The organism is Legionella stuttgartensis (assembly GCF_977063405.2).
In genome coordinates this window covers 1-23562 of sequence record NZ_CDRUHA020000006.1, presented here as the reverse complement: position 1 = coordinate 23562, position 23562 = coordinate 1, and the positions used below count along the sequence as shown (strand labels likewise).

The following is a 23562-nucleotide window of genomic DNA, read 5'->3' as shown; positions in this document are numbered from 1 at the left end:
CTTTAAGAATTTTTAGAAGATTTAAAATGGTTATATTGGCTTCGCCACGTTCCACAGTCCCGTAGTAACCCCGATTCATTTCGATGAAATTGGCAAAACCCTCTTGAGAAAAACCTTTCTCTTTTCTAATTTTGCGAATTTGTTTGCCTAGCAGAATTAAGTCGGTTTGTTTTTTCATTCAAGAAGCATATGTGCTATGCTTCATATATAGCCACACGGTATGTCTATCATTTTTTGGTTTTTTAGGAAATGGTAAAAATAAATTTCTATCTTGTTAATTTTTAACCCTGTAAACAATAGTTATTTGAACTATATTGATACGATTAGAAGAAGAAAATAATACCTGGCTCAGTGAAGAGTGATCAGGAATTAGAGAGGGATAGAGTCTTTAGTTAAATTGAGTAAGAACGCACGGAATTTTTATCTGTAAGTAAACCAATTTTAGTATTGAGAAATGACATTCTACTTAATTAAAAGGGATTTAAAGATTATTTTTATGCTGGAGACCATAAATGAAGGGCATCGTTTTTACCTCCTTAAATGACATGATTATAGAAAAATATGGAATAGAACTATGGGATGAATTAGTCACCTCGCTGGACCTTCCTAGCGGTGGGAGTTACACAGCAGGCGGTACTTATTCCGATATAGAATTCCTACAATTAATTCAGGCCACAGCGAAGAAGACAAATCAGCAAGCTTCTGTTTTTTTAGAGTCCTTTGGTGAATACATGTTTCCTATCTTATCGAGTAAGTATTCATTTTTTTTAAAACAGGACATGACATTAAAAGAGTTTTTAAAAAGTATTGATGGAACCATTCATGTGGAAGTGGAAAAGTTATACCCGGATGAAACATTACCTACCATTCGCTATGAAGAGCCGGCTTCAAACCAACTGGTTATGTTGTATCGATCCCACAGAAGACTCTGTCATTTTGCCATTGGTCTCATCCAAGGGGCAGCTCAACATTTTAAAAAGAACATTATAATCAATCAGACGCACTGCATGTTAAAAAAAGATGATCATTGTCGTTTGGAGATTACCTTTGAGTGATGATAAAAAAACATTATTTGAGCGTTCCTATTATCGCGAAAGAAAAGCTCGCGAGAAAGCTGAATTATTGTTGGAAAATAAGACAAGGGAACTACATTTACTAAACCAGGATTTGGAAAAAAAGAATTCTGAATTGATAAAGACGCTAAAAGACTTAGAGAGAACACAAAAAAAATTATCGAAACTAGCGCATTTTGATGTATTAAGTCGATTACCCAATCGATTGCAGTTTGAACTGGATTTAAAACGTGAGATTGCCAGGTCAAAAAGATATGGTCGTCATCTGGCTCTGTTAAGCATTGATCTGGATTTTTTTAAAAATGTGAATGATCGCTTCGGCCATGATGTTGGTGATAGTCTATTACGTGAAGTAGCAAAGCGTCTCCGAGCAAGTATTCGTGAAGAAGATGGTGTGGCTCGATTAGGAGGAGATGAGTTTGCCGTGATTCTGACAGAAATTGATAACCCGCAACAGGCAAAATTAGTGGCCAATAATATGCTTCAAAGAATTGATAAGCCATTCCTTATCAAGGGCAATACAGTTATTATTGGAATAAGTATAGGGATCGCTTATTTTCCTGATGCAGGTGATGATTCCATGACGCTACGTAAGAATGCGGATATCGCTCTATACAATGCCAAGGAATGTGGTCGCAATAACTTCCAAATCTTTACCCCATCCCTTAGAAAGCAATATTCAAAACGTTTAGGAATGGGAACCGAGTTGCATCTTGCCTTGGAGCGACAAGAATTTTTTCTCGTTTATCAGCCCCGCGTTGATTTAAAAATGAATTCTATGATTGGGATGGAGGTTTTATTACGTTGGCAACATCCCAAGCGGGGTATTGTTTTTCCTGATGAATTCCTTTCTGTTGCAGAACATTTTAACTTGATTATTCCGATTGGTGAATGGGTCATACGAACAGCCTGCAGGCAGTACATGGATTGGAAAAAGAAATATGACGCGTTCAATGACACCTTAGCAATTAATATTTCTCTGAGTCAATTTCAACACAAAGGATTTCTTTTCTTTGTTAAGCAAATTTTACAAGAATATCAAATGCCATCCTATTTGTTAGAGCTTGAAATTACTGAAGCAACTGTGGTCGATTTTTTGGGAAAGATTGAGGACACATTAAGTGCACTTCGTACTATGGGGGTAAAACTTGCTTTTGATAATTTTGGATCAGGCTATTCCTTTTTATCTCACTTAAAAAATTCCCCAGTCCAATCCATCAAATTGAAACAAACCTTCATTGAAGATACTCATCTCAGAGAAAATGACAATTTAATTATCAAATCGACGATTGCTTTGTCGAAAGAGTTAGGATTGAATGTGGTGGTGGGTGGTGTAGAAACAGAAGAACAACTCAATTTTTTACGGTCAAGTCACTGCTTAGAAGTACAAGGCTATTACAGCAGTAAACCTTTAACCGTGGGACAAATGACACAATTTATCGCTGGAAGGAACTGCAAAGAAATGTAGTTTCGCCTTGTTTCATTCCCCATCGAGAAGCAACACCAATTGGGCTACGAAATAGTGAGTGATTGAGCCCAAAGACAATATTGGGTATTTTTTATAGGAAAAAAATAGAAACGCTGTCTGTCATAGGAAATCTACAAGATGGCATTTTTTCACTTTTTATTCCTTAAAGAGCGACTCCTAAGTGGTATTATTGATGGGTTAAATTTTGTGCTATTCTGTATTATATCTTGTTGATTATAGGGCGTAATGCCAGGGATGTCATTCATGAAGGGACTAGAAAAACAATGCTGTCCTAAGGAAAGGATACTCACTCGGAACCAAGAATTGCAAGAAGAGGTGAATCTCTCTTGTTGTGCACCTGCTGATAGGAGTACTCTCGATAGCTTTTTTCCTTTTTTAACTCAATTAATGCACGCTAACTTGGCTAAATGGACGGCAGGAATAAGTCCTGCTGCCCTCGGTTCTTCCTACTCCACCTGGCTTTGGCAATTGGCCCAATCCCCTGGGGTTTTGTGGGAACTTGCTTTTTATCCAGTTTTTCATGCCAAGGATTGCGTTAATAATATCATTTGCGTCGAGCGTGCTGCTGGTGGTAAAGACGTGCGTTTTAAAAAGGACAGTTGGCAGCCTATGCCTTGGCGTTTATTTGCCGAAGGATTTTTGCAGATGGAGGATTGGTGGCGACGCGCCACAACGGACGTGCCAGGATTGCCCAACCATGTGGAACGTACCGTTTCATTCTGGACACGTCAATGCCTTGATGCTCTGTCCCCTTCCAATTTTGCTTGGTCTAATCCTGATTTGTTCCATGAAACTATGCGCACCGGAGGATTTAATCTCATTGAAGGCAGCCAAATCGCATTCGAAGATTGGTTAGAAAAGCTAGCGGGTGTACCGCCTACGGGCTCTGAACATTTTATCCCAGGTCAACACGTGGCCATTACACCAGGACGAGTCGTGTTTCAAAATCATTTGATTGAGCTCATTCAATACGAATCTCAAACTAAGACGGTGTATAAAGAGCCTATCTTAATCGTTCCCGCCTGGATTATGAAATATTATATTCTCGATTTATCGCCGCATAATTCCTTAGTGAAGTGGCTCGTAAGTCAGGGACATACCGTATTTATCATTTCTTGGCGCAATCCTGACAAAGAGGACCGTGATTTAGGGATGGATGATTATTATAGGCAAGGAGCTATGGCTGCTATTGATACAGTATCGACCCTTTTGCCAGAAACCAAAATCAATCTGATGGGGTATTGTTTAGGTGGCACCTTGGCTATGATTACCGCATCCGCGATGGGAAGAGACAAAGATGAACGTTTAAACAGCTTGACACTTTTAGCCGCCCAAGGAGATTTCACTGAAGCCGGGGAATTAATGCTTTTTGTGACAGAAAGTCAAGTGGATTTTCTTAAAAGTATGATGAAGGAACAAGGGTATCTGGATACCAAGCAAATGGCTGGTTCTTTTCAGATGCTGCGCGCCTATGACTTAATATGGTCCAAAATGGTTCAAGACTACATGCATGGTATGCGGCGCGGGATGATTGATTTAACCGCTTGGAATGCGGATGCCACACGAATGCCTTATAAAATGCACAGTGAATACCTTGAAAAACTCTTCTTAAGGAATGATTTTGCCGAAGGGCGTTACACCGTAGAAGGAAAGCCGGTGGCTGCTGAGAACATCAAGTGGCCTGTTTTTGCGGTGAGTACTGAAAAAGACCATGTAGCACCCTGGCAATCCGTCTATAAAATCCATCTTATGACAAAAGGGGATGTGACCTTTGTTCTCACTGGTGGTGGGCATAATGCGGGCATCATCAGTGAGCCGGGTCACCCAGGACGCTCTTATCGTGTTCATGAGCAGAAACAAGGCGAGGCTTACTTAAATCCTGAAAGCTGGCTTACGATGGCAGAGAAGCGAGAGGACTCCTGGTGGCAAGCATGGCATGCGTGGCTAGTCCAGCAAAACGCTAAAAAACACATTGCGCCACCGGTCATGAATCCCTCACTGCCAGCGGCACCAGGAACTTATGTGCTTCAGAAATAGAACCCTCTTCTTGAACAATAAAAACGCTCAATGGCCTTTCGAGTGAGTTACATGTATTGCCCACCATTGACATCAAAATTGGCACCGGTAATAAAACCACTTTGCTCATCTGCAAGGAAAGCAACAATACGAGCAATTTCCTGAGGTTTGCCTAATCGTCCCACAGGAATTTGGGCAACAATTGCTTCTAAAATGTCGTCCCTCAGAGAGGCGAGCATCTCGGTATTAATATAGCCAGGGGAGACAGTATTCACCGTAATGCCTTTCTTTGCGACTTCTTGTGCCAGACTTTTAGTAAAACCGTATAATGCAGATTTTGTGGCGGCGTAATTACACTGGCCGAATTGACCTTTGCGTCCATTAACAGAAGAAATGATGATGATACGTCCATAATTATTGTCCAACATGCTAGATAACACAGTTTTCGTCATATTAAAGACACTATTCAAATTGGCATTGATGACACCCTGCCATTGTTCTTGGGTCATCTTTTTCAAAGTGGCATCGTTCGTCACACCGGCATTGTTCACTAGAATATCGATTTTGCCGTATTTTTCGATGACCAGTTCCGTCACTTTCTCACAATCATTGAAAGAAGAAATATCGGCGTAGACAATGTCGATATCAAAGCCTTGCATGGCTTGTTTTTTCTGCCACTCTTTCGCCAAGTCATGATTGCCCTGTTTAAAATAGCAGGCAATAACTTGATAATCTAACTTTTGCATTTCCTGGCATATGGCAGTACCAATACCACCAGTGCCCCCTGTGACTAAAGCAACTCGTTGATTCACTTCTTTCCTCCTTGATGGTTTTAAACAGTAAAAAAATAAGTGTTATTGTCATCAGTTAATGGTCTTGCCTAGACCTAATGGTGGTCATTTATTTGATAACTTCTACTTCCTCGGCCTGAGGTCCTTTCTGTCCTTTTCCCATTTTAAAAAGAACAGTTGCACCATCAGGAAGTGTTTTAAAGCCGCTGCTTTGAATCGAACTAAAGTGGACAAAGTAGTCTTTACCACTGCTTTCAATAAAACCAAATCCCTTGTCTTTATTAAACCATTTGACTTTACCACGAATTTTATTAGTCATTTTTGTTTATTTCCTTAATAATGTAGGATAGAGTGTCCTGCGATGTGGTTCTCTGTGTCAATAGTTGTTAATCTGATCGTTCATAGTCGTTTAATTAGTGGAGTCAGTGGACTCTCCAGTCTCTCCCTTTATCTTTTTCAACAAAACTACTTTATCACACTGAATCTCAATGGTATTTGTTTTAGCAGTAGATACCCCCCAGCATCTTAGCCTTTTTCCCTCTTTATTGATGAATAGCACGTGAATAACCAAATTGCTCCCATAGGTGTTGTCGATGGTGATGTCTTGAGCATCATTCGTTTTTGTCAAAAGTCTTCCCAGTGAATTGCCACCACGGTGGAACTCTATTAATACTTCAGCATTGAATAAGGACACATTGTTTATTTTGGAATTCTTGTGGTATTGGAGGTGATAGGATTGCATGCCAGCATAGGCATTGAGTGTCGTGCAGGAAAAAATTGCCGCAAAAATAATTTTAAGAAGGAGTATTTTTTTTATTTTAAATGACATAATATCGTTCATGTGATTCCTATCCTTATTCTTACCCATGTTCTTTTACTATTTTGTCATAAAACTTTTACATACCCAATCTTTAATAGCATAATTCCATTTTTGTCATAATGGCTTAGTATGTACGTCGGAGCTATTTTCGGGCAACATTTTAGTTAATTTAAATATCTAAGAATATGAATATAAATCAAAATAGCTAATCAATTATTTTCGATATTGATGCAAGACACGTTTAAAACACTATAAAAAATATTTATGCTCAATTAAAATACTTTGAGGATCTACAGTTTGTTTTGCTCTTATTAGTCAAAGACTTAAAAAATAAAGGTGGTGATCCGGGTATTCAATGGCCTAACCATAAAAAATTCAAAGGATTGAAAAGTCAGAGAAAAAGTGATGATTGGCGCCACTGTCATCTTCAGAAAGGAAATCCTACCTATGTATGTTGTTGGAAAGTTTTTGAAGATACTCAAATGATAGAGATATATTATGTTGGGACCACACGAAAATGCCCCTTACTGAAAAAGATGCAATAAAAGCGAAAATCAAAGAAGATCTTTCTGAATTTAAGAGATTCTATCTAAAAAATAGAGATAGATGATTTATCATTTATTAGAGAACTTCAAAATGAATTTGAATATTTATTACATCAGACAAGTATCGAGGCAATTCCCGCAGATGAAGCTTTTAAAAATTTAACAGAACGTTATGGTAAGGCCGGTGCTTTATTGAAAGGGATTCGTATTCGGGAGGGGTTGAATCAAACTGAGTTTGCCAAATTAATCGGCACAACCCAAGCAAACTTATCCTCCATGGAAAATGGAACACGTCCAATTGGAAAAACAAAGTTAAGATTATTGCTGAAAAATCTGGCGTTGATTATCAGTATTTCCTATAAAATTTTCCTTAAGTCGGTTAGTCGTTTCATTACTCCCCATACCCCTGTAATGAGTTATTGTTTCTTAGTCAAGAAAAAATGACCTTTATATTTTACGTATGAGGCGCGATCGACTGCTTCTTAATATCATACGATATATTCTTATTGTATCGTCTAAAAATGACCTTAAATTTTGTTTTTAAAGCGATTGCACATTAAATGAGTTATTTTGCTTAAAAAAAGAACGAAATCTGTTGCTGAGTTGGATGTCCAAGTGGATTGGTACTGAGTTGTGGTCGCTGTTTTATTATTAAAGATTTATGTCTTTTTGTTGAGGAAGTTGGGAGTTCAGTAATAGTCGATATGGAGAGCAAATAAATGAAATTAGGTTTGCTGAAATAGGCTGTCACACAATAGCCTCGCTGGTAACGCATTTTGATCATCGTGCAGAATCGATCAAATGCTTCTTCGTAATTTGGAAAAGCAATCGTGCGACTTTGACCAAGTTTCGATTGCTTTCGGCCATTGATAGCCACGATTATCCAGTCCTTGAGTAAATCTTGCTGCAGATGAAGTTCATAATATCGTGTCTCTTTTTCAAATCGCACCATTTGCCCAGAGCAAGTGGAAAAATTAATAAGATGTAGAAAAGGTAGGGTGGCGAACCAAGTCAGCATTAACATTAAAAAAGCGCCAGGTTAGCAATTCTCTTCAGCCGATCAGGATTATCTTCGACATAAATCGCCGTGGTTACAATGCTCGCATGGCCAGCCAAGCGTGATACGGCTTTGATGTCTGCTCCTTGTTCAATGAGGCGGGTGATAAACGTGCGACGACCTGAGTGAGAGCTTGCACCCACGATACCGGCCTGGTCATAGAGTGACTTAAACCATTTTTGTAAAGCATTCGGCGTAAACCGACTTTTGCGTTGAGTTTGAAAAAGAGGTTTATCACGAGAGAGAGGCTTTAAGTCGTTAAGGTGTGTTTGCAGCGCTTCACACAATTTTTTATTGGTTAAATAAGCATAGCGTTGTTTTTCACCTTTGGTCATTGACCGTTTTAAACAAATTTCATCCAGCAATTGATAATGAGGGTTAGCCACATCGGCGATACAAAGAGACGCGATTTCTTTGACGCGCAGTCCTAAACCAAACGAACAATACACCATGGCGACATTTCGCGTGCCCATTGATCCATTTTTAGCCACGATAAGTAACCGTTTAAATTCCGCCTCATTTAAAACACGTGCTTTACCTTCTCGTGGCATAAAAACTCACTCATTCCTGATTTATTAATATATTAACTAAATTAGGCACTCTTGGCAAAAATAAGCGATTAGCAAAAATTGTCCAATCGCAAAAACCCTTGTCAGCATTGAACAGGTCCTCTTTTGTATATAAGAGGATGTGTTTTTTAAGTTTTTTGATAGTGTAGTTTTAAGTAGCAATTGTGAATTACATTAGAGTTGGGTTCAATTGACAAGTACACTAAATTGGTGTACTATTTATATAAATAATAATATAGGCATTTTAAATTGATAAAACCTTGTCAAATCGAGCTAACTAAAGGCGCTCAGAAAGATTTAACAAAAATACCACAATATATTAAAGAGAAGTTGCTGTTATGGGTTGATTCGGCTGAGCGATTAGGTATTCAAAAAATAAGAACAATACCTGGGTTTCATGATGAACCATTAAAAGGAGATCGCCAAGGACAACGTTCAATTAGATTAAATAAGGCATATCGAGCGATATACATTGAAAATGAACAAAAGGAAATTATAATTATTTCTATAGTTGAGGTGAATAAACATGAGTACTAATGCAAGAAAGTATTTAGAGAAATTAATAGGGCGTATGTCCTTAGGAAAGGCTATTCGTGCTATTCGTCAAGGAGAGGAGGAGAGTCAGATAGATTTTGCTCAACGTCTTGGTGTTTCTAAACAATATTTATGTGATTTAGAGCATGATAGAAAGATTGTGAGTGCAAAAAAAGCCAAACAATTCGCTGAAATCCTTGGTTATTCACCAGAGCATTTTATAGCATTAGCGTTTCAAGACTCTCTCGAACATGACGGTATACATATGCAAGTTGAGGTTAGAGCTGCTTAACTCTAGTGTATGATTTTAGAAATGAAGGTAGGATATCTCTGTAGATTAGTAGCAGAATTAGGATATCGAAAAATGAGCAATGTATCATACTGGGTATATATTTTACTTTGCGAAAACCATACCTATTATACAGGTTATACGAATGATCTAGAAAAGAGATACACGTCGCATGTTGAAGGTACAGGTCGTTGTAAATACACGAGAAGTTTTAAGCCCATAAAAATCGCTCAGTCCTGGGAAATTAAAGAGGGCAAATTAAAAGCAATGCAAGTAGAGCGTTATATTAAAAAGTTATCTCGCGTTGACAAAGATAAACTTATTAACAATCCTAATTTACTTGAGCAAATCTAAAATAAACAAATGAACGCAGGGCAAGATGGCAGTATAAGAACCAAAAATCAATTGATTAAGGTCTGATTACTGTCATCAGACCTTAATAGTTGAATTTAACGGAAGAGTGAACATTACTCCTCTAAGTTTTTTAAAAATTTTATGAGATCAATAACTTATTACAGTTAAATTGTCTCACCACTGGTGAGACAATTTATTTTCATCATCATCAAACAGGTGGTGCAGCCAAGATACTTTGATAATGTGAAACTGACTATATAAAGTGTTCATTAGTAATTTGGTTTTCAACATCAGGCTCAATTGCTGTTAATATTTTAATTTTTTCTTCTAATGCTTTAATGAATTCCTCTTCTTTTATATATTGAATGGGCATTTTAAAACCAAGATGTGTAGCTATATATTGCAGAGAGCGGGTACAGTTTTCTGAATAAGGAAATTTTATAGTGTTTTTTATGGCTGCACAGAACGAATAAAAAAGAAAAAGACTTATAATTATTAAAGCCAGCATACCTAACGAATTATACTTGTTCATCAAACGGTTATTATCACATCTTTGGCGCCGTATCTCATACCGCCCATCAAACAGAGCAAAAGAATAGTCTTCTTTTTTAACAGATTGCTCTACTTCAGCCATATCCATAAAAATCCTGTTCGGGTGATCACCCCAGACAAATTGACGCCTTTGTTGTGCTATCCCATTATCAGACTCTTCATACGAAATTTTTTTATCAAAAAATAAGCTACTATAATGGGTGTTTATTTCTTCTGTTGTACGGCTTTGCTGTTTGGTGAATCCTTGCAAAATTTTATGTAGATTTCTCTTTATAACATCATCCAAATCACTTATCTCAGCATTAAGCTGCTGTATTCTTAATTCCATATTTTCTAATTCTTCACGATACTTTTTCTCACGCTTATCGAACTTCTGGGAAGTATAATTCATGAAAGGCTCATATAAACCCAAGTAAAGAGCGCCCAGAGATACAAAAAAACCAATAGTAAAATTAATTTGAATAATTTTTCGTTGTTTTCTTGCTCTGTTTAAAAAATCAAGACATTGTTGAAACTCTTTTAAAGTGGGTTGTGTACGTCCAGTCATAATTAAGTCCAAAATTTTTCTAACATTTTAATCTCACTAAGAGATTTTCAAAATGTATTAAACAACTTTTTTATTCGATAATTATGCAAGGCACTTTATGAAAGATTCAGGTGAATTTTTAAGGGTTTGATTCACGAAAAGTAGACTTTAAGCAGAAAACTGAACTACTTGAAAAACAAATTTATTTATCCTCATAACAGTAATATTCGCAAAACCCCATTTTATAAACTTTCTAACTACCTTGTAAAAAGATGGATAAGTATAGTTTTGAAATTCATGCTTACCTAAAATATAACAATATATATGTATCTATAACAAAAAATGTGTATACTTGGTTATAGATACATATATTTTGATATAAATATTATGAATCCCATTAAAAATCCATTTTCTCCTGGGGCAGGATCACCACCACCGGAACTTGTTGGTCGTGAAGAAATCCTTAGCCAAAGTAATATATTATTACAGCGCATTTTAAAGAAACGCTCAGAAAAAAGCTTTTTGTTAACAGGGCTTCGAGGGGTTGGTAAAACCGTATTACTTAACGAAATTGAAAGACAGGCGGAGACAGCAGGGTATAAAACTATTTTAATAGAGGCACATGAAGGGAAGTCCTTAGGTGCATTATTGATTCCACATTTAAAACGTCTACTGTTTGATCTAGATAGACTATCTGGGGTAGGAGATAAAGTTCGTAGAGGCCTCGGTGTTCTAAAGAGTTTTATAAGTACAATAAAAATTAAAGTTGGTGATGTTGAGTTTGGATTAGGTATAGATCCCGAGTTAGGTGCCGCAGATAGCGGTGACATAGAAGTGGATCTACCGAATCTTTTTGTAGCCCTTGCAGAAGCCGCTGAGGAAAGGGGCGCAGCTGTTGCTATTCTTATAGATGAAATTCAGTATTTTAGTATTAATGAAATTAGCGCTTTAATAATGGCAATGCATAAAATGCAACAGAAAAGATTGCCATTGATTTTGATCGGTGCCGGGCTTCCAATTTTACCCGCTTTAGCTGGTGATTCAAAATCATATGCCGAACGTCTTTTTCAATTTCCCAATATAGGACCATTGTCAGAGGTAGATGCAAATAAAGCTCTTCAGGATCCGGTAAATGAGGTTGATGTAGAATTTACAGTGGAGGCCTTAAAAGAAATATATGAGTTAACAAAAGGGTATCCCTATTTTTTACAGGAGTGGGGTTATCAATCTTGGAATTATGCCAAAGATTCTCCAATAGATCTCCAAGATGTGAAGGATGCAACTTCTTTGGTAATTAGACGATTAGATGAGAATTTTTTTCGAGTCAGGTTTGATCGGTTAACTCCTAGTGAACAAAACTATCTTAGAGGTATGGCTGAAATTGGGGCTGGACCAAAAAGAACTGGAGATATTGCAGAGATATTAGGAAAAAGTGTATCAAGCTTAGGTCCCGTAAGAGATAGATTGATTAAGAAAGGTATGATCTATAGCCCTAGTCATGGAGAAATGGCTTTTACCGTACCTTTGTTTGATGAGTATATGAAAAGAATAATACCAACTTTTAACAAATCTTAATGGTCTGGTGTGATGAAATAGAGTTCTTCTAAATAGGAAATAAATGAAACCAATTATTAAAGACTTAAGTGTCATTATTCTCATTGGCTTGCTTCTGCTTTGGGGTTTCTTGGCGGCAATTGAGCGATTGGTATTTTTTAATACGAATCTATACCCCGATTTTTTAGTAAGTAAAACGATTTCTTTAGAATCAAAAGAGAAGATGTTTGAGCTGATTAAATTAACTTGCCCTCAGGGTGGTGCTGATAGTATTGAGCGAGATGACGTGCTTTATTTTCGGTGTGGTCTCTTATGGCCAAAATCACAAGTAACGAAAGTATATCTTGTTAATAAATCAAATTCAGATGAATCGAATAAAAATTAAATACTAGCCACCATTATAAAATGTATAAAAAGAAGGTCTGATTATTTTCCTTAAGTCTAGTAATCGTGATAATCAGACCTAACTATTTGATTTATAATAATATTCTACTGCTAGTCACCGCAAATGACAACTACAAATAATTGAATACAGACATAATTTTCAAATTAAGAAATTGCGTGGGTTCTCATTAGCTCTAAGGTTTTAATATTTTCTTCTTCATCTTCACGGATGAGTCGTTCTATCAATCGTGTGGGAAACTTTAATGTTTTGGCGATTATAAAAGGAGATTGTTTTTCTTGATAATGTAATTCCAATACTTCTTTTTTATTAATGGAAGCAAGGAATTCAAGATAAAACTCTTCTTCTGCAGAAATTTGTTCTGAATCATGTTCTTCCATAAGAGATTTAATAAGATTTTTTTCTTCCTCATCAGTGGGTATTAAATCGAATATTGAACTTACTATTAATTGATTCATCTCTTTAGCCTGTTTTATAAATTGTAACTCTTCCTTTGGAATTGATTGGCCTGTAACAGCGCTCTTATGGGCTATGTTTAAAGCTATGTCAATATGATGTAGAAAAGTTCTAATATTATCTTTTTTATCAAAACTATTTTGTGAACTAAAATATAACTTAGCTTTTATATAGTAATAGCGATCCTTATCTAATCGCCTCCATTTTTTTGTGTTTGGATTTGCAAGCCATGAATTGAGTGTCGCAACACTTACATTGGCTAGTTCGGCAAGTTTTTCAGCAGTAATGTTTTCTTTTTTCTTTAATTCAATTAATAGATGATTATAGGATTTTTTATTTTTAAGAAGCATTTTTATTTATAGAGCAAATTGATACAAAGTATCATTTTATATCAATTGATACTTTGTATCAATTGAATTGAGGTTATTAATTATTTACCTATATTCACCACCAAGTGTGACCATAATTCATAAATAATTTGCCGTGATTCCTGATTTAAAATTTATTGGGCTTGTACAAAATTGAGCGTTTGGGTTTTTCAAGAAATTTTTGATCGTCTTCTGGGTCAAAAAATAAGGTTATGGATTTAAAAAAGTGAGGGTAAGTTTAAGAGTGTTCCGAGGAGACAGGCCACCTCCTTGTGGCAATGCATCATCCATGATGCTTTCAAATAATCCCTATAGGACATCCGCTGTCTTTCCTCGTACTGATTCAATCATAGCTCATAACTCTAAATTGGCACACTCAAAATGGCGCAAATTCTCGTAAGAGATTTCTTGATTTTAATGGTTTATAACTAAACGAAAGCCATCCAGAGGTGACTTTATATAGAGAGTTATTGAAGATTTGTAAGCTATTTATTTAGCAATAATAATGAATGCAAATGGGTTTGTGTCTCAACTGGTTGTGGTTTCTTTTGAAAAATCCAAATCAAGCCTAATAGAATAATTCCCAACCAAGTTATGGATTTGATCCATGAGACATAATAATAAAGCTGTATAAATTGTTGAGGCTGATTTAGATGGGGAATTGCATTAGGAGCTGAAAATAAACTGAGATTATTACTTATAATAACGGGGGATGTAAAAAGGAAAAATCCTTTTAAAATAGACTCATAATTCTTCATTTTAACGGAAGAAAGAATAATCAAAACAAGCGCAGGCGCTAGCAGCAAAGCAAACCTTAGCCAGTAAAAAGAATGGGTTATTGGGATAAATAAATCGCTATAAGAAGAGAATACCCCTGATTTTAGAGCGGTTTCAAATGAAAGCGACAAATAAGACAAAACTAACAGTAAAAACGATAAAGAGTGTATTAGTGTTTTTAAATGGATGCGCATAATAATAGTTTCCTTTTTGAGGCAGGTGTGAACTGCGTTTCAACTCACCTCTTATTCTTTAGGATATAGTGCTCTTCCAGAAACAGTTGCTATTGCTTGTATTGGAATCGCATGTTTCTCATCATTAAAACAACTTAAGCTGATGATGTTAGCTATAGCAGTTGCAGTATCGTAATCAGGTATAATATGTGTATCTGACGAGGCGATACAAGATGTATTTCCAATGAATAATTTAAAACGTCCATGTCCCAGTTTTTCTGATGCGTCAAATGGATCTAGCGTAACTCCTGATAAAACTGTTCCAGGAGATACTGTTTTTTCTTTGTGAACCTTATCAGATGGAAGCTTAAATTGTTTTGTAACTATAATGTGCGCCGTTTTACCTGCTTCTACATAAATTCTATTGGGTTTTTCTGATGAAACTGGAGCGATATTGTTTGTTTTTCCTTTTGCTGAAAGGTCTTCAGGCATTGGACCGATAATTTTTAGCTCTGGTGAAGCCCAGTAGATGGCTTTATTATTTCCCAAAAGTTTGTAAGGCAAAAACACTACATCATGTTTCCCCATATTCCAAAAGACACCACAAAATAGATGCTTATCACCTATTGTAGAGCGGTTTAATAAATTACCTTTGCTATCTGTAAAGCGATCGCAATAATGGTTATTTTGGGTCTTTGGCACTTTTAATGGTGAGTACGCTAATTGAATTTCACCATTGGCACCCATAAGAAACAATTGCCGTGAAGCAGTCGCATAGAAATCATAACTCAATTTAGCAATGAATGGAGATAAAAACAGCACCAAGATCCCTAGCTTTATACCCAAACGCCGCGATGATTTTTCATTGAAAATAGAAAATAGAATGCACCACGTAAGCACAAGCCCCAGAACAATGATATAACCGTTAGTAGATGTTAAGAACACTATCAATACCTCTCTTCTAAAAACCATCTATGCAAATGGTTACCATTTTATCATATTATTTTTTATAACATTTAATCTTATTAATTAACTCATTTTTATTGAGTGCATCTATTTTATGTATGATCTCCTCTGGATTATGCCCTTGATCGAGCAATTGTTTAGCCCATAACATAAACACATCATCCTCGGTGAGAATTTTAAAAAGAATATCGTTTTTTTCATTGAGCAATACTTCAACTGCACAGGCCACAAGCCATTTTGAGGGGGTTGTTTCTCCGCTAGCCATGCCTTTAACAGCCATAGGAGAATAGCTTTTATCTTTATCAAATAAGGTTATTGCTTTGTGATGCAATTTCTCAGAACGATTAACAACGGCTTGTAATTCTGAAAAAATTGATTTTATTTGATTACTAAAATCTTGCTTTTTATATTCGGCAAGGTTTACTTGATTCAGTAACGTTAAAGCATGTTCTTTGCTGGAACCTGATAGCTTCCCTACCGCAATCTTAATTTGCTGTATCATACTGCTAACCATAGGTTCAAAGATGTTTAACTCCACTTTTTGCTCGTCACAAATAATTTCAATCTGCTCCAAAACTTCGATAAATTCATACGGTAATCGAAAACGCAAATCGAGCAACGTGCTTGTTGGTGAAGGATGCAAGTGCTGATGAATGGCCTTAAGATTTTGCATGAACTGTTTTAATTCAATTGTTTGATTAATTGAAAGATTATTCCAACCATCGAATAAATCCGGCTCATTCATATGAAAAGAACCATAAATGTTCTTACCATCCGTTGATTTGACGTAAACCCTTGAGGGTCTACGCAAATTTTGTTTCACTTCGAATCGCAATAATTTTTTCATTAAGAAGCCTCTAATAAAATAAGTGATGAGTTGTTGCAGTATTGCAATGCACAGTCTTTTGCATCGTTAAATCGCGTGTACGTTTTGTTTGTTGTCAAATGAATGTAGTATTTTTACCAGATTGTTTGTAATCGTATTTAGAACGAAATGCAAACATGGACGTATTAATGAATCCTCCCAATAAATAGGTTTTCATTACTGGAGTTATTGCTGTTGTATCCTGTTTTGTTGCATCAAAATATCGATCTAATAAATGGTGTTCGTTTAATTCATAAAAGTTTCTTAGTTTTTGTAATCGATGGCCATGATAATGCATGAAATAAGGAACACCGGAAATAGTTATTTTTCTGGTACGTGTAGTGTACTGACTATAGAAAGTTGCTCTTCGCAAAGAATAATAAGGTTTGAAAGCATGCAATACAGGCACTGTTGTATTTTGCCCGTACAGGTAAATAAGGTTATTAAATTGAGCATCAAGGATGGCTTTTTGAGTTCGTGCATCCAATAATTTATTTTTTATTGTCTCTAAAGAATAAATCATCGCCTCAATACCCTGTTGATTCATCTCAGGAATATCCCCCAGAAAAAATTCTACCTGATAATCTAAACGCTCTAATCGCCTTAGTGCATTGCACAGCTGGGGGTAATGAACAAGGGTATTTAATTCCAGATAAGTGCCGATGGCTTCTCTAATGGACAACCTATTCCAATAGGAATAAGAAATATCCTGATTTCTGGTAGATGAAAATGTAAACATTAACGCTCTTAATAAATCGTTTAAAGAAAAGGCCAGCTCAAGTGGTGCATTGGTTTGATTTAGATGAATCATAATTACCTCGTTTTCTTTTATTGTCCTAATGACACTACTACTTAGTTTATTTACAAGAACCAAATTTGTCAATAAATAAAATCTATAAAAAAGATAAAATAAATGCATCTATTATATTGACTATTTTGTTATGGTCTGCCATACTATAGATGTTCACTTAGGAACATAATAGATAAAATAAGGAATAAATCATGATTAAACACCCTCTTCAAATCGGTTCTATCCTCTATGCTTCGTGGGGTTACGAACAAACTAACATTGATTTTTATCAGGTCATTGATCTAATTGGAACTTCCACTGTAGTACTCAGAGAAATTGCACAAGAAAAAATCACTGAAAGAAACGATGCTTTTTGCGGAAAAACAAAAGCCAAACCTAATTGTTTTATTGATGAACCCTTTAGAAAAAGAGCAAACGCGCAAGGCAGAGTACGCATGAACTCCTTCTCTCATGCCAGCCTTTGGGATGGTGCCCCTCTTTATTATTCCTCTTATCATTAGACTTCGAAAATGCTCCCTGCATAAGCAGGGAGTTACCACTAATTAACTGTTTAATAAAAAAATGGGGGATTTTGATGAGCAATATATCAACAGCCGGAACAAATAGTTTAGTACAAGAAATCAGCATCGTTTGGTCTATAGAAGATGTGTTGGATGTGAGGCCACTACTTAGCAAAGAGCAAGCAAGTATCGTATTACAACATCTTAAAAAAAATCATGATGCCACCATAGGCATTAATTGGGATGTGTTAGAAATCGTTTCAGACGATTTATTCTTAAAGCCGATTAGAGTGATTAAAACACTTCGTTATAAAGAACACGAAATAGAAATTAGTTATCAAGAATCCGATGAACGCTATATAGCGGATATTCGCATCGATGATTGTGATGGCCATACCGTCCAAGGATTTTGTGGTTTAAATACCGAATCAGAGGCCATTTCTGTAGCTCAAGCCTTTATTGATGGGTTGCACTATACCGAAGAAGAAGAGTAATCCAATTAAGTAGGCTGGATTTTTTCTAGCCTACTCACCTATTAGGAGAAAACACAATGGATTATTTAAATTTATGGGAGCAGTTAGGGGATGTATCAATAAACGATGAGGATGAAATTGAAGAAGATTTTCTTCATTTTGCAAAAGGAACGAATAGATTCGAACTCTGGAAATGGTTTGATGAACAATTACCCAAAGGAATCGCACATGAGTTATTAAGAAGTCATAATTATTTAATTGCTATAAATAGGATTTTTGCCCTCACCCTATTCATGGGGGTTTTTTTATCCTATCCTGCTCATTCAGGGCCTTCTAAATCATTTAGAGTAGCTCATACCCATGGGAAGACGAAACCGCAGCGAATATCGCCTACGGTAAAACATTCTAAATTTTTAACTGGGTTAGCTGCAGGCTCTATTTTATTTTCGCAGAAGGGGCATCCATTCTCTTACAATGAACCGAATTTTGAGTCATCTGATGGCGAGCTGTATAGTGAATACGAGCGCAATAATCAATTATTGGCTCAAGGTGGCTTACCTCAGGTAAAACGCAGACAGATCCTTTATGAGCTCAGGTTTTCAGATGAAAGCCCAAAACCAATAAGTGATTTTGATGTGGTAAATATTAATGAAATGAAACCCAATAACGCACATCCCTATCAATTTACTTATTCAGAAACATGGGGAGATAACCCCATTAAAGTAACTTTAAGAGATAAAAAAGATAAAAAGCTCGTATTAAAATTATCCCATTCCTACTATGTGCCAAATGCAGCAAGAAAAGATCTTTTTGAATCCATGCGAGAAAAATTGGAATATGCATTGCCATTTCTATTCTTGCCGTTACTACTGAATTTCTTTTTTCTAATAAGGAGCTATAAATGATGATTGAACTATTAATTGGTATCGCTGTTCTCTTGTTAATCTTTATTTTAACAGGCCTGTTTATTGTCAAACAACAAGAAGTTGCACTTATTGAGCGCTTAGGAAAATATCACTCTATTGCACGTGCGGGGCTTAATTTTAAAATACCCTTTATTGATTGGATTGCCGGTAAGTTATCGTTACGAATTCAACAATTAGATGTCAAAGTCGAAACCAAGACAAAAGATAATGTGATTGTCCAGATTCAAGTTTCCGTGCAATATCGCATCAAAGATGACGGAGTTTATGATGCTTACTATAAATTGGAAGACCCTTCTCAACAAATTACAGCCTATGTTCTTGATCTCGTTCGCTCTGAAACACCAACTATGATCTTGGATGATATTTTTGAAAAAAAAGACAGCATTGCTAATGCCGTTAAAAGCCATTTAAGCGAGACCATGCAAGACTTTGGATTTGAAATTGTCAAAGCATTAGTAACGAACATAGAGTTAGAAATGAAAGTAAAAAATGCAATGAATGAAATTAACGAACAACAACGATTGCAAGTTGCAGCTCAAGCCAAGGGAGAAGCAGAGAAAATATTGATAGTCAAAAAGGCGGAGGCAGAAGCAGAAAGCAAGCGGTTACAAGGCGAAGGAACAGCCAATCAACGAAAAGCAATTATCGATGGGCTAAGCCATTCTGTAGAAGATTTCCAAAAATCCGTACCCGGGGTATCGTCTGCAGATATAATGAACTTGGTATTGATTACTCAATATTTTGATACATTAAAAGAAATAGGCTCACATAACAAATCCAGTACAATCTTATTGCCGCAGTTACCGAATGATATCGCATCGCAATTGCAGCAAAGTATTATAACCGGCAATGTAGCTAGTGCAGACATAAAAAATTAATAACGGAGTTACTGGGGTTATGCTCTATAACCCCAGTAACAAAAGGTATTAGATGTTTCCATCAGGCGTTATCGAATTGGTTTATTGAGATTATTATTCCAACAGCCACAAGCCATCTTGTTTCCAATGCTCAGAAAATCCCATTTTTGAAAAGGGTATAGAAGGATGATTTTGCATAAGAAGAAACAATTGTTTGCGCCAATGATTGCCTGGCGAGCTGTTTTTTAATCATTCATGAATAATATAAGCTTGTAGATAGAAAGGACTCTCGTTATGTTCAAAAGATATTGTTATTTCTGAAACCTTGGGTTTATTGACGAAAAACCGATTCCATAAGCGAGAATGGTGAGCACATAAATTTCTGGTATAAGTCAATGAGCGCATCCATGATTTGATAATTTCACTATATTGTCCAAGAGTATCACCAATTTCTTTTCTTACAGTACGATCTTTAATATTGGCATAGAGCTTGGACACTGTACCAAAAGAAATGCATTCCATGACCATCCAGCTTGGCGGGTGTTCTGGATGATGATATTTAGCATAATACGTTTTAATAAAGTCTTCGTGTGAACTTTCAGATATGATTTAACCTCCTCCAAAAACATTTGATATTGCTCAGCCGAAGAAAATAAATCCATGTTTAGATACCAATGTGCACCATACTTTAAACTCATGGCATTTGATATAGCGGTACGAAAAGACACTTCTATTCGCTCTAGGGCATCGATAACTAATAAGCGCAGCTCCCTATCAAATGCATACAAATTTAAAAATCCGAAAATCGTGTGTTGGGTTTAAATTGGTGAGAGCTTGTCGCAGAGCTAATTAGGCTTAAAATAAATCATCAAACGATAGTAACCAATGGTCGTCAAATACTGACTAGCTTCTTGCTCATTATCCAGCAACAGCCCTTTTTGTCGTAAGTGATGTATTTGTTCTGGTATGGAAAGAGGTGGTTTATTAAAAACCATTTTTTGAATGCATAAAATAAATAACCCGCCCTGGTCCGCATTGTTAAGAGGCGTGGCGGGTATGGTTAATTACATTATAACCCGATTGCGCTCAAAATCAAATACGGTTGATTGTCATTGATGTAATTTTAACAGAATGTGCAACATAACTGAATCAAAGTACACGCCAATTACCCATAAGAATGTTATAATTAACCGATCGTTAAAAGTCCTCATTTAAATGATTTTTGATTTAGAAATTATGGTGGCAAGCAATGGATGTAAGTGTAAAAGAATTTTTGATAATGGTGTATATAGTTGGTGGTTTAATTACCTTAAGTTATTCCATCAACAGCTTTCTCAGTTTTCAACGCTTAAAAATATATTACAATAATGATTTGTTGCTAAAAAGACCTGATGTCAAACGCTATTTGATTCTTAAACCTCTCCTTTGGCCATATTTTTTGTTATCGAAAAAAGCCCTTTAGAGCGATTTTCCGAGCTATTTTTTAAACATTATGGTGATGAGGGACATACTTACTTTAGAAACCAAGGGCTTAAGAACTTTTTAAATGACCTATTCAAAGGAAAAAATCGTTATAAAAAGTATCAAATACAAACACTTTGCTGGCCAATTGAAAAAAATTCTCAAGATTGGATTGAACATAGGCGACTTTTTAAAGGAAATAGTTTTTATGCGCATATTATCTATATAAAAATGCAGAATGAATACCTTGTGCGAATCACTTGGGAAAAGGAAAGCGCCCCTCACCCTGTTGCATCTATAAGCAGGTTTGATCTAGATAAATGTCAAAGGATTAGCGAGTCTGAATTTAAAACAAGAATGCAACAAATCAATGCCAATGAAGCTAATAAATTACATCTTGGAATGAAATAGCATCCTCACGCAATAAATAACGTCAATTTAAAAGATGTATTTTATTGACAAAATCACCATTGTTTGCCATAATGTATTTGTTCACTTAGGAACATAATAGAAAACATTAAGGATAAAAAATGACAACAATCATTACTTCAAAATTAGTTTGCGATAAGCAACGCCTTTCTTTTTTACCTAAGCATTTTGGCACCATGATGATAAGAGCTGAACAAGCCATTTACAACACATTAAAAGTGATGTGCCCTACTTACGAAGGCGGCTATTGGCATTTTTATGAATTGAGCAATCGTGGTTTTTACTTGGCTCCTGACATGGACGAGCCACTCCCCATATATGTGGAAGGCAACGGATATGATGGAGAAGTGAGCGCGGATGCCGCTGGAATCATTACAACCCTATGTGTTCTTAATCAACTGTGTTGGAAAACTAAATCAGATAAAACAATCCAGCAATACTATTTATTGCGAGACTACATTGAATACCACAAAGAAGCTGCGGACATTTATGCAGCGATTGATTAAGCGAATTAAAACAGGCCGTAAACTTCAATTACGGCCTTTACATAAGGGGCGGTTCTATGAATATTATAGAAAAAATTACTCAAGCCATTTTTGAGGATGACGAAGATCCGAACAAACAATCTGAATACTTAATTGAAACATATTTAAACAGCGCCAATCAAATAGAAATTGATGCTATATTTGAGTGTTTATGCGGATACAGCTTAAAAACCCTAATCGGTAATTGCTCAGCATAATTTGCGATATTCGATTTAAGCTTAACGGCTGTTTATAGTTACATTACGTGATATTTTAAGTTCGTACACATTGATTAACGCCCTCACCAGACTGATTAGATTCAAGAGCCTGACTTTTCTGCTCTAATAGCTCCAGGCTGGCTTTTTTAGGTATGAATCGTGCCGGTACTATGAAATAAAAAACGTTAATATAAAGCGCATCTAAAAATGATAACCGAAAATTTCCTCTCTCTTGGGCAATAAGGCTAAATTCCTTCAACGAGATTAGCTCTGGAATTTCAGATGTATCCTTATAGTGCGCATTATAAGAAGAAATAATAAGCGTCAACAAAATGAATAAGGGAATTAAATAATAAAATGTGTGTTTAAAAATTATTTTTATATTCATATCCTAATCCAAATACTGTTAGAACCATCATTTAATGCATCGATCAGCAGACCATTACACCACTTACTTTAAATTGTTAACTATCTATTCCAATAATCAAATGAATTAAATTGGTTATTTGAATGCATATTGCTAACACTTGAATGATGATTAATATGATGCATGGAGTGATTGAAATTAAAACCAAATGGACTCCCTCCAGCATCATACGAACCAAGCATAGGCAACCCAGTAACTGGGTTTACTCTAAAGGTATTTAGTGAATGATTACTAACTAATTGTTGATGATTAATGGAAGAATGATCGCTCTGATTTACACCATGACCTTTAATAATATAAGGCAAAATATGCCGTTTAAAATATTCATTTTCCATATAATTAAAGTGTTCATCTTTTGATGCAATGGCTTTTTGATATTCAAGATAACCTGGTGGTGGTTCTAATACAAAATCTTTAATTCGGATGAGTAATTGTATTAATTTTTTTATACGATCAACTATCACATCCTTTTGAAAAAATAGTTTCATTTTTTTATCCTATTTAGATAGCTAATTTATTCCTTCACAAACGCGCAAAGGCATGCGCTCTTTATTTATTCCATAGTCCATTATTCTAACTATACTAATAATAGTACTTCACAAGAATTGTGCCTAGTTGTATTTTCTGATTCTAGTCGGGTAACAGGATCGAATTGCTCCGATCCCGTCCCCTAAGAACGTAACGTGCGACTTTCACCGCATTACGCTCAAGCCTTTCTAAGGCTATTCACCCAGCAGTTCATCACTTTCAATAACGTTT

Annotated in this window: 30 protein-coding genes and 1 pseudogene; 16 read left to right on the top strand and 15 right to left on the bottom strand. The window is 35.9% G+C overall.

Annotated features, from left to right (window positions below; translation table 11 throughout):
* Positions 1 to 178 (bottom strand): helix-turn-helix domain-containing protein (locus ACWTEW_RS01930; RefSeq protein WP_454783538.1); only part of this gene is annotated, 178 nt, incomplete at its 3' end.
* A 334-nt stretch (positions 179 to 512) separates the two neighbouring features.
* On the opposite strand from ACWTEW_RS01930, the gene ACWTEW_RS01925 reads away from it, so the two are divergent.
* The 3 genes from ACWTEW_RS01925 (at position 513) to ACWTEW_RS01915 (ending at position 4599) form a co-directional block, all read left to right on the top strand.
* Positions 513 to 1055 (top strand): heme NO-binding domain-containing protein, encoded by a 543-nt coding sequence (locus ACWTEW_RS01925; RefSeq protein ID WP_454783537.1) that lies wholly within the window; start codon positions 513 to 515, stop codon positions 1053 to 1055.
* Complete coding sequence (locus ACWTEW_RS01920) at positions 1021 to 2541, top strand: putative bifunctional diguanylate cyclase/phosphodiesterase (protein WP_454783536.1); 1521 nt, start codon at positions 1021 to 1023, stop codon at positions 2539 to 2541. The genes ACWTEW_RS01925 and ACWTEW_RS01920 overlap by 35 nt, the downstream gene beginning before the upstream one ends.
* Positions 2542 to 2805: 264 nt before the next feature.
* Entirely contained in the window at positions 2806 to 4599 is a 1794-nt protein-coding gene (locus tag ACWTEW_RS01915) for a PHA/PHB synthase family protein (RefSeq protein ID WP_454783535.1), read from the top strand.
* A 47-nt stretch (positions 4600 to 4646) separates the two neighbouring features.
* Here ACWTEW_RS01915 and phbB read toward each other — a convergent pair whose 3' ends face one another.
* The 3 genes from phbB to ACWTEW_RS01900 form a co-directional block, all read right to left on the bottom strand.
* The gene (gene phbB / locus ACWTEW_RS01910) at positions 4647 to 5390 is read right to left on the bottom strand and encodes an acetoacetyl-CoA reductase (protein ID WP_454783534.1); all 744 of its coding nucleotides are present in this window, start codon (positions 5388 to 5390) and stop codon (positions 4647 to 4649) included.
* Between the two features lie 88 nt (positions 5391 to 5478).
* Entirely contained in the window at positions 5479 to 5688 is a 210-nt protein-coding gene (locus ACWTEW_RS01905; RefSeq protein WP_454783533.1) for a cold-shock protein, read from the bottom strand.
* 90 nt (positions 5689 to 5778) lie between these two features.
* A complete protein-coding gene (locus ACWTEW_RS01900; protein ID WP_454783532.1) occupies positions 5779 to 6210 on the bottom strand; it encodes a hypothetical protein in 432 nt (143 codons plus the stop codon).
* A gap of 716 nt (positions 6211 to 6926) precedes the next feature.
* On the opposite strand from ACWTEW_RS01900, the gene ACWTEW_RS01895 reads away from it, so the two are divergent.
* The gene (locus ACWTEW_RS01895; protein WP_454783531.1) at positions 6927 to 7178 is read left to right on the top strand and encodes a helix-turn-helix domain-containing protein; all 252 of its coding nucleotides are present in this window, start codon (positions 6927 to 6929) and stop codon (positions 7176 to 7178) included.
* Between the two features lie 130 nt (positions 7179 to 7308).
* Here the strand turns inward: ACWTEW_RS01895 and ACWTEW_RS01890 are convergent, their stop codons facing one another.
* The gene (locus ACWTEW_RS01890) at positions 7309 to 7758 is read right to left on the bottom strand and encodes a hypothetical protein (protein ID WP_454783530.1); all 450 of its coding nucleotides are present in this window, start codon (positions 7756 to 7758) and stop codon (positions 7309 to 7311) included.
* Complete coding sequence (locus tag ACWTEW_RS01885) at positions 7758 to 8342, bottom strand: tyrosine-type recombinase/integrase (protein ID WP_454783529.1); 585 nt, start codon at positions 8340 to 8342, stop codon at positions 7758 to 7760. Before ACWTEW_RS01885 ends, ACWTEW_RS01890 begins: the two co-directional genes overlap by 1 nt.
* A gap of 267 nt (positions 8343 to 8609) precedes the next feature.
* On the opposite strand from ACWTEW_RS01885, the gene ACWTEW_RS01880 reads away from it, so the two are divergent.
* The 3 genes from ACWTEW_RS01880 to ACWTEW_RS01870 all read left to right on the top strand — a co-directional run bounded on the left by ACWTEW_RS01880 (position 8610) and on the right by ACWTEW_RS01870 (position 9537).
* Positions 8610 to 8897 (top strand): type II toxin-antitoxin system mRNA interferase toxin, RelE/StbE family, encoded by a 288-nt coding sequence (locus tag ACWTEW_RS01880; protein ID WP_454783528.1) that lies wholly within the window; start codon positions 8610 to 8612, stop codon positions 8895 to 8897.
* The gene (locus ACWTEW_RS01875; protein ID WP_454783527.1) at positions 8887 to 9186 is read left to right on the top strand and encodes a helix-turn-helix domain-containing protein; all 300 of its coding nucleotides are present in this window, start codon (positions 8887 to 8889) and stop codon (positions 9184 to 9186) included. Before ACWTEW_RS01880 ends, ACWTEW_RS01875 begins: the two co-directional genes overlap by 11 nt.
* A gap of 72 nt (positions 9187 to 9258) precedes the next feature.
* The gene (locus ACWTEW_RS01870) at positions 9259 to 9537 is read left to right on the top strand and encodes a GIY-YIG nuclease family protein (protein ID WP_454783526.1); all 279 of its coding nucleotides are present in this window, start codon (positions 9259 to 9261) and stop codon (positions 9535 to 9537) included.
* A gap of 253 nt (positions 9538 to 9790) precedes the next feature.
* Here ACWTEW_RS01870 and ACWTEW_RS01865 read toward each other — a convergent pair whose 3' ends face one another.
* Positions 9791 to 10648: a hypothetical protein gene (locus tag ACWTEW_RS01865; RefSeq protein WP_454783525.1), complete on the bottom strand. Its 858-nt coding sequence runs from the start codon at positions 10646 to 10648 to the stop codon at positions 9791 to 9793.
* Positions 10649 to 10957: 309 nt separating this feature from the next.
* Here ACWTEW_RS01865 and ACWTEW_RS01860 point away from each other — a divergent pair, with 309 nt between their 5' ends.
* On the top strand, positions 10958 to 12190 hold the full coding sequence (locus ACWTEW_RS01860; RefSeq protein ID WP_454783524.1) for an AAA family ATPase: 1233 nt from the start codon (positions 10958 to 10960) through the stop codon (positions 12188 to 12190).
* Between the two features lie 43 nt (positions 12191 to 12233).
* Positions 12234 to 12554 (top strand): hypothetical protein, encoded by a 321-nt coding sequence (locus ACWTEW_RS01855; protein WP_454783523.1) that lies wholly within the window; start codon positions 12234 to 12236, stop codon positions 12552 to 12554.
* Positions 12555 to 12718: 164 nt separating this feature from the next.
* Here the strand turns inward: ACWTEW_RS01855 and ACWTEW_RS01850 are convergent, their stop codons facing one another.
* The 5 genes from ACWTEW_RS01850 to ACWTEW_RS01830 all read right to left on the bottom strand — a co-directional run bounded on the left by ACWTEW_RS01850 (position 12719) and on the right by ACWTEW_RS01830 (position 16988).
* On the bottom strand, positions 12719 to 13378 hold the full coding sequence (locus tag ACWTEW_RS01850; protein ID WP_454783522.1) for a hypothetical protein: 660 nt from the start codon (positions 13376 to 13378) through the stop codon (positions 12719 to 12721).
* A gap of 503 nt (positions 13379 to 13881) precedes the next feature.
* Positions 13882 to 14367: a hypothetical protein gene (locus tag ACWTEW_RS01845; RefSeq protein WP_454783521.1), complete on the bottom strand. Its 486-nt coding sequence runs from the start codon at positions 14365 to 14367 to the stop codon at positions 13882 to 13884.
* A gap of 51 nt (positions 14368 to 14418) precedes the next feature.
* Positions 14419 to 15291, bottom strand: coding sequence for a hypothetical protein (locus ACWTEW_RS01840; protein WP_454783520.1), 873 nt, complete (start codon positions 15289 to 15291; stop codon positions 14419 to 14421).
* Positions 15292 to 15346: 55 nt separating this feature from the next.
* Positions 15347 to 16159 carry a hypothetical protein gene (locus ACWTEW_RS01835; RefSeq protein WP_454783519.1) on the bottom strand — a complete coding sequence of 271 codons (813 nt, stop codon included), beginning with the start codon at positions 16157 to 16159 and terminating at the stop codon, positions 15347 to 15349.
* Positions 16160 to 16253: 94 nt separating this feature from the next.
* A complete protein-coding gene (locus ACWTEW_RS01830) occupies positions 16254 to 16988 on the bottom strand; it encodes a hypothetical protein (RefSeq protein WP_454783518.1) in 735 nt (244 codons plus the stop codon).
* Between the two features lie 191 nt (positions 16989 to 17179).
* Here ACWTEW_RS01830 and ACWTEW_RS01825 point away from each other — a divergent pair, with 191 nt between their 5' ends.
* The 4 genes from ACWTEW_RS01825 (at position 17180) to ACWTEW_RS01810 (ending at position 19765) form a co-directional block, all read left to right on the top strand.
* Positions 17180 to 17488 (top strand): hypothetical protein, encoded by a 309-nt coding sequence (locus ACWTEW_RS01825; RefSeq protein ID WP_454783517.1) that lies wholly within the window; start codon positions 17180 to 17182, stop codon positions 17486 to 17488.
* A gap of 74 nt (positions 17489 to 17562) precedes the next feature.
* Entirely contained in the window at positions 17563 to 17982 is a 420-nt protein-coding gene (locus ACWTEW_RS01820; RefSeq protein WP_454783516.1) for a hypothetical protein, read from the top strand.
* A 56-nt stretch (positions 17983 to 18038) separates the two neighbouring features.
* The gene (locus ACWTEW_RS01815; RefSeq protein ID WP_454783515.1) at positions 18039 to 18866 is read left to right on the top strand and encodes a hypothetical protein; all 828 of its coding nucleotides are present in this window, start codon (positions 18039 to 18041) and stop codon (positions 18864 to 18866) included.
* Positions 18863 to 19765 (top strand): SPFH domain-containing protein, encoded by a 903-nt coding sequence (locus ACWTEW_RS01810; protein WP_454783514.1) that lies wholly within the window; start codon positions 18863 to 18865, stop codon positions 19763 to 19765. Before ACWTEW_RS01815 ends, ACWTEW_RS01810 begins: the two co-directional genes overlap by 4 nt.
* Before the next feature lie 228 nt (positions 19766 to 19993).
* On the opposite strand, the pseudogene ACWTEW_RS01805 reads toward ACWTEW_RS01810, so the two are convergent.
* Positions 19994 to 20532, bottom strand: a pseudogene (locus tag ACWTEW_RS01805) (Abi family protein).
* 637 nt (positions 20533 to 21169) lie between these two features.
* Here ACWTEW_RS01805 and ACWTEW_RS01800 point away from each other — a divergent pair.
* From ACWTEW_RS01800 to ACWTEW_RS01790, 3 genes are all read left to right on the top strand, one after another.
* On the top strand, positions 21170 to 21616 hold the full coding sequence (locus tag ACWTEW_RS01800; protein ID WP_454783513.1) for a hypothetical protein: 447 nt from the start codon (positions 21170 to 21172) through the stop codon (positions 21614 to 21616).
* Between the two features lie 119 nt (positions 21617 to 21735).
* Positions 21736 to 22140: an antirestriction protein gene (locus ACWTEW_RS01795; protein WP_454783512.1), complete on the top strand. Its 405-nt coding sequence runs from the start codon at positions 21736 to 21738 to the stop codon at positions 22138 to 22140.
* A gap of 56 nt (positions 22141 to 22196) precedes the next feature.
* Positions 22197 to 22376 (top strand): hypothetical protein, encoded by a 180-nt coding sequence (locus ACWTEW_RS01790; RefSeq protein WP_454783511.1) that lies wholly within the window; start codon positions 22197 to 22199, stop codon positions 22374 to 22376.
* 55 nt (positions 22377 to 22431) lie between these two features.
* On the opposite strand, the gene ACWTEW_RS01785 is transcribed toward ACWTEW_RS01790, so the two are convergent.
* Both ACWTEW_RS01785 and ACWTEW_RS01780 read right to left on the bottom strand, forming a co-directional pair.
* Complete coding sequence (locus tag ACWTEW_RS01785) at positions 22432 to 22764, bottom strand: hypothetical protein (RefSeq protein WP_454783510.1); 333 nt, start codon at positions 22762 to 22764, stop codon at positions 22432 to 22434.
* Positions 22765 to 22844: 80 nt separating this feature from the next.
* Positions 22845 to 23291 (bottom strand): hypothetical protein, encoded by a 447-nt coding sequence (locus ACWTEW_RS01780; RefSeq protein WP_454783509.1) that lies wholly within the window; start codon positions 23289 to 23291, stop codon positions 22845 to 22847.
* Between the last annotated feature and the right edge of the window lie 271 nt (positions 23292 to 23562).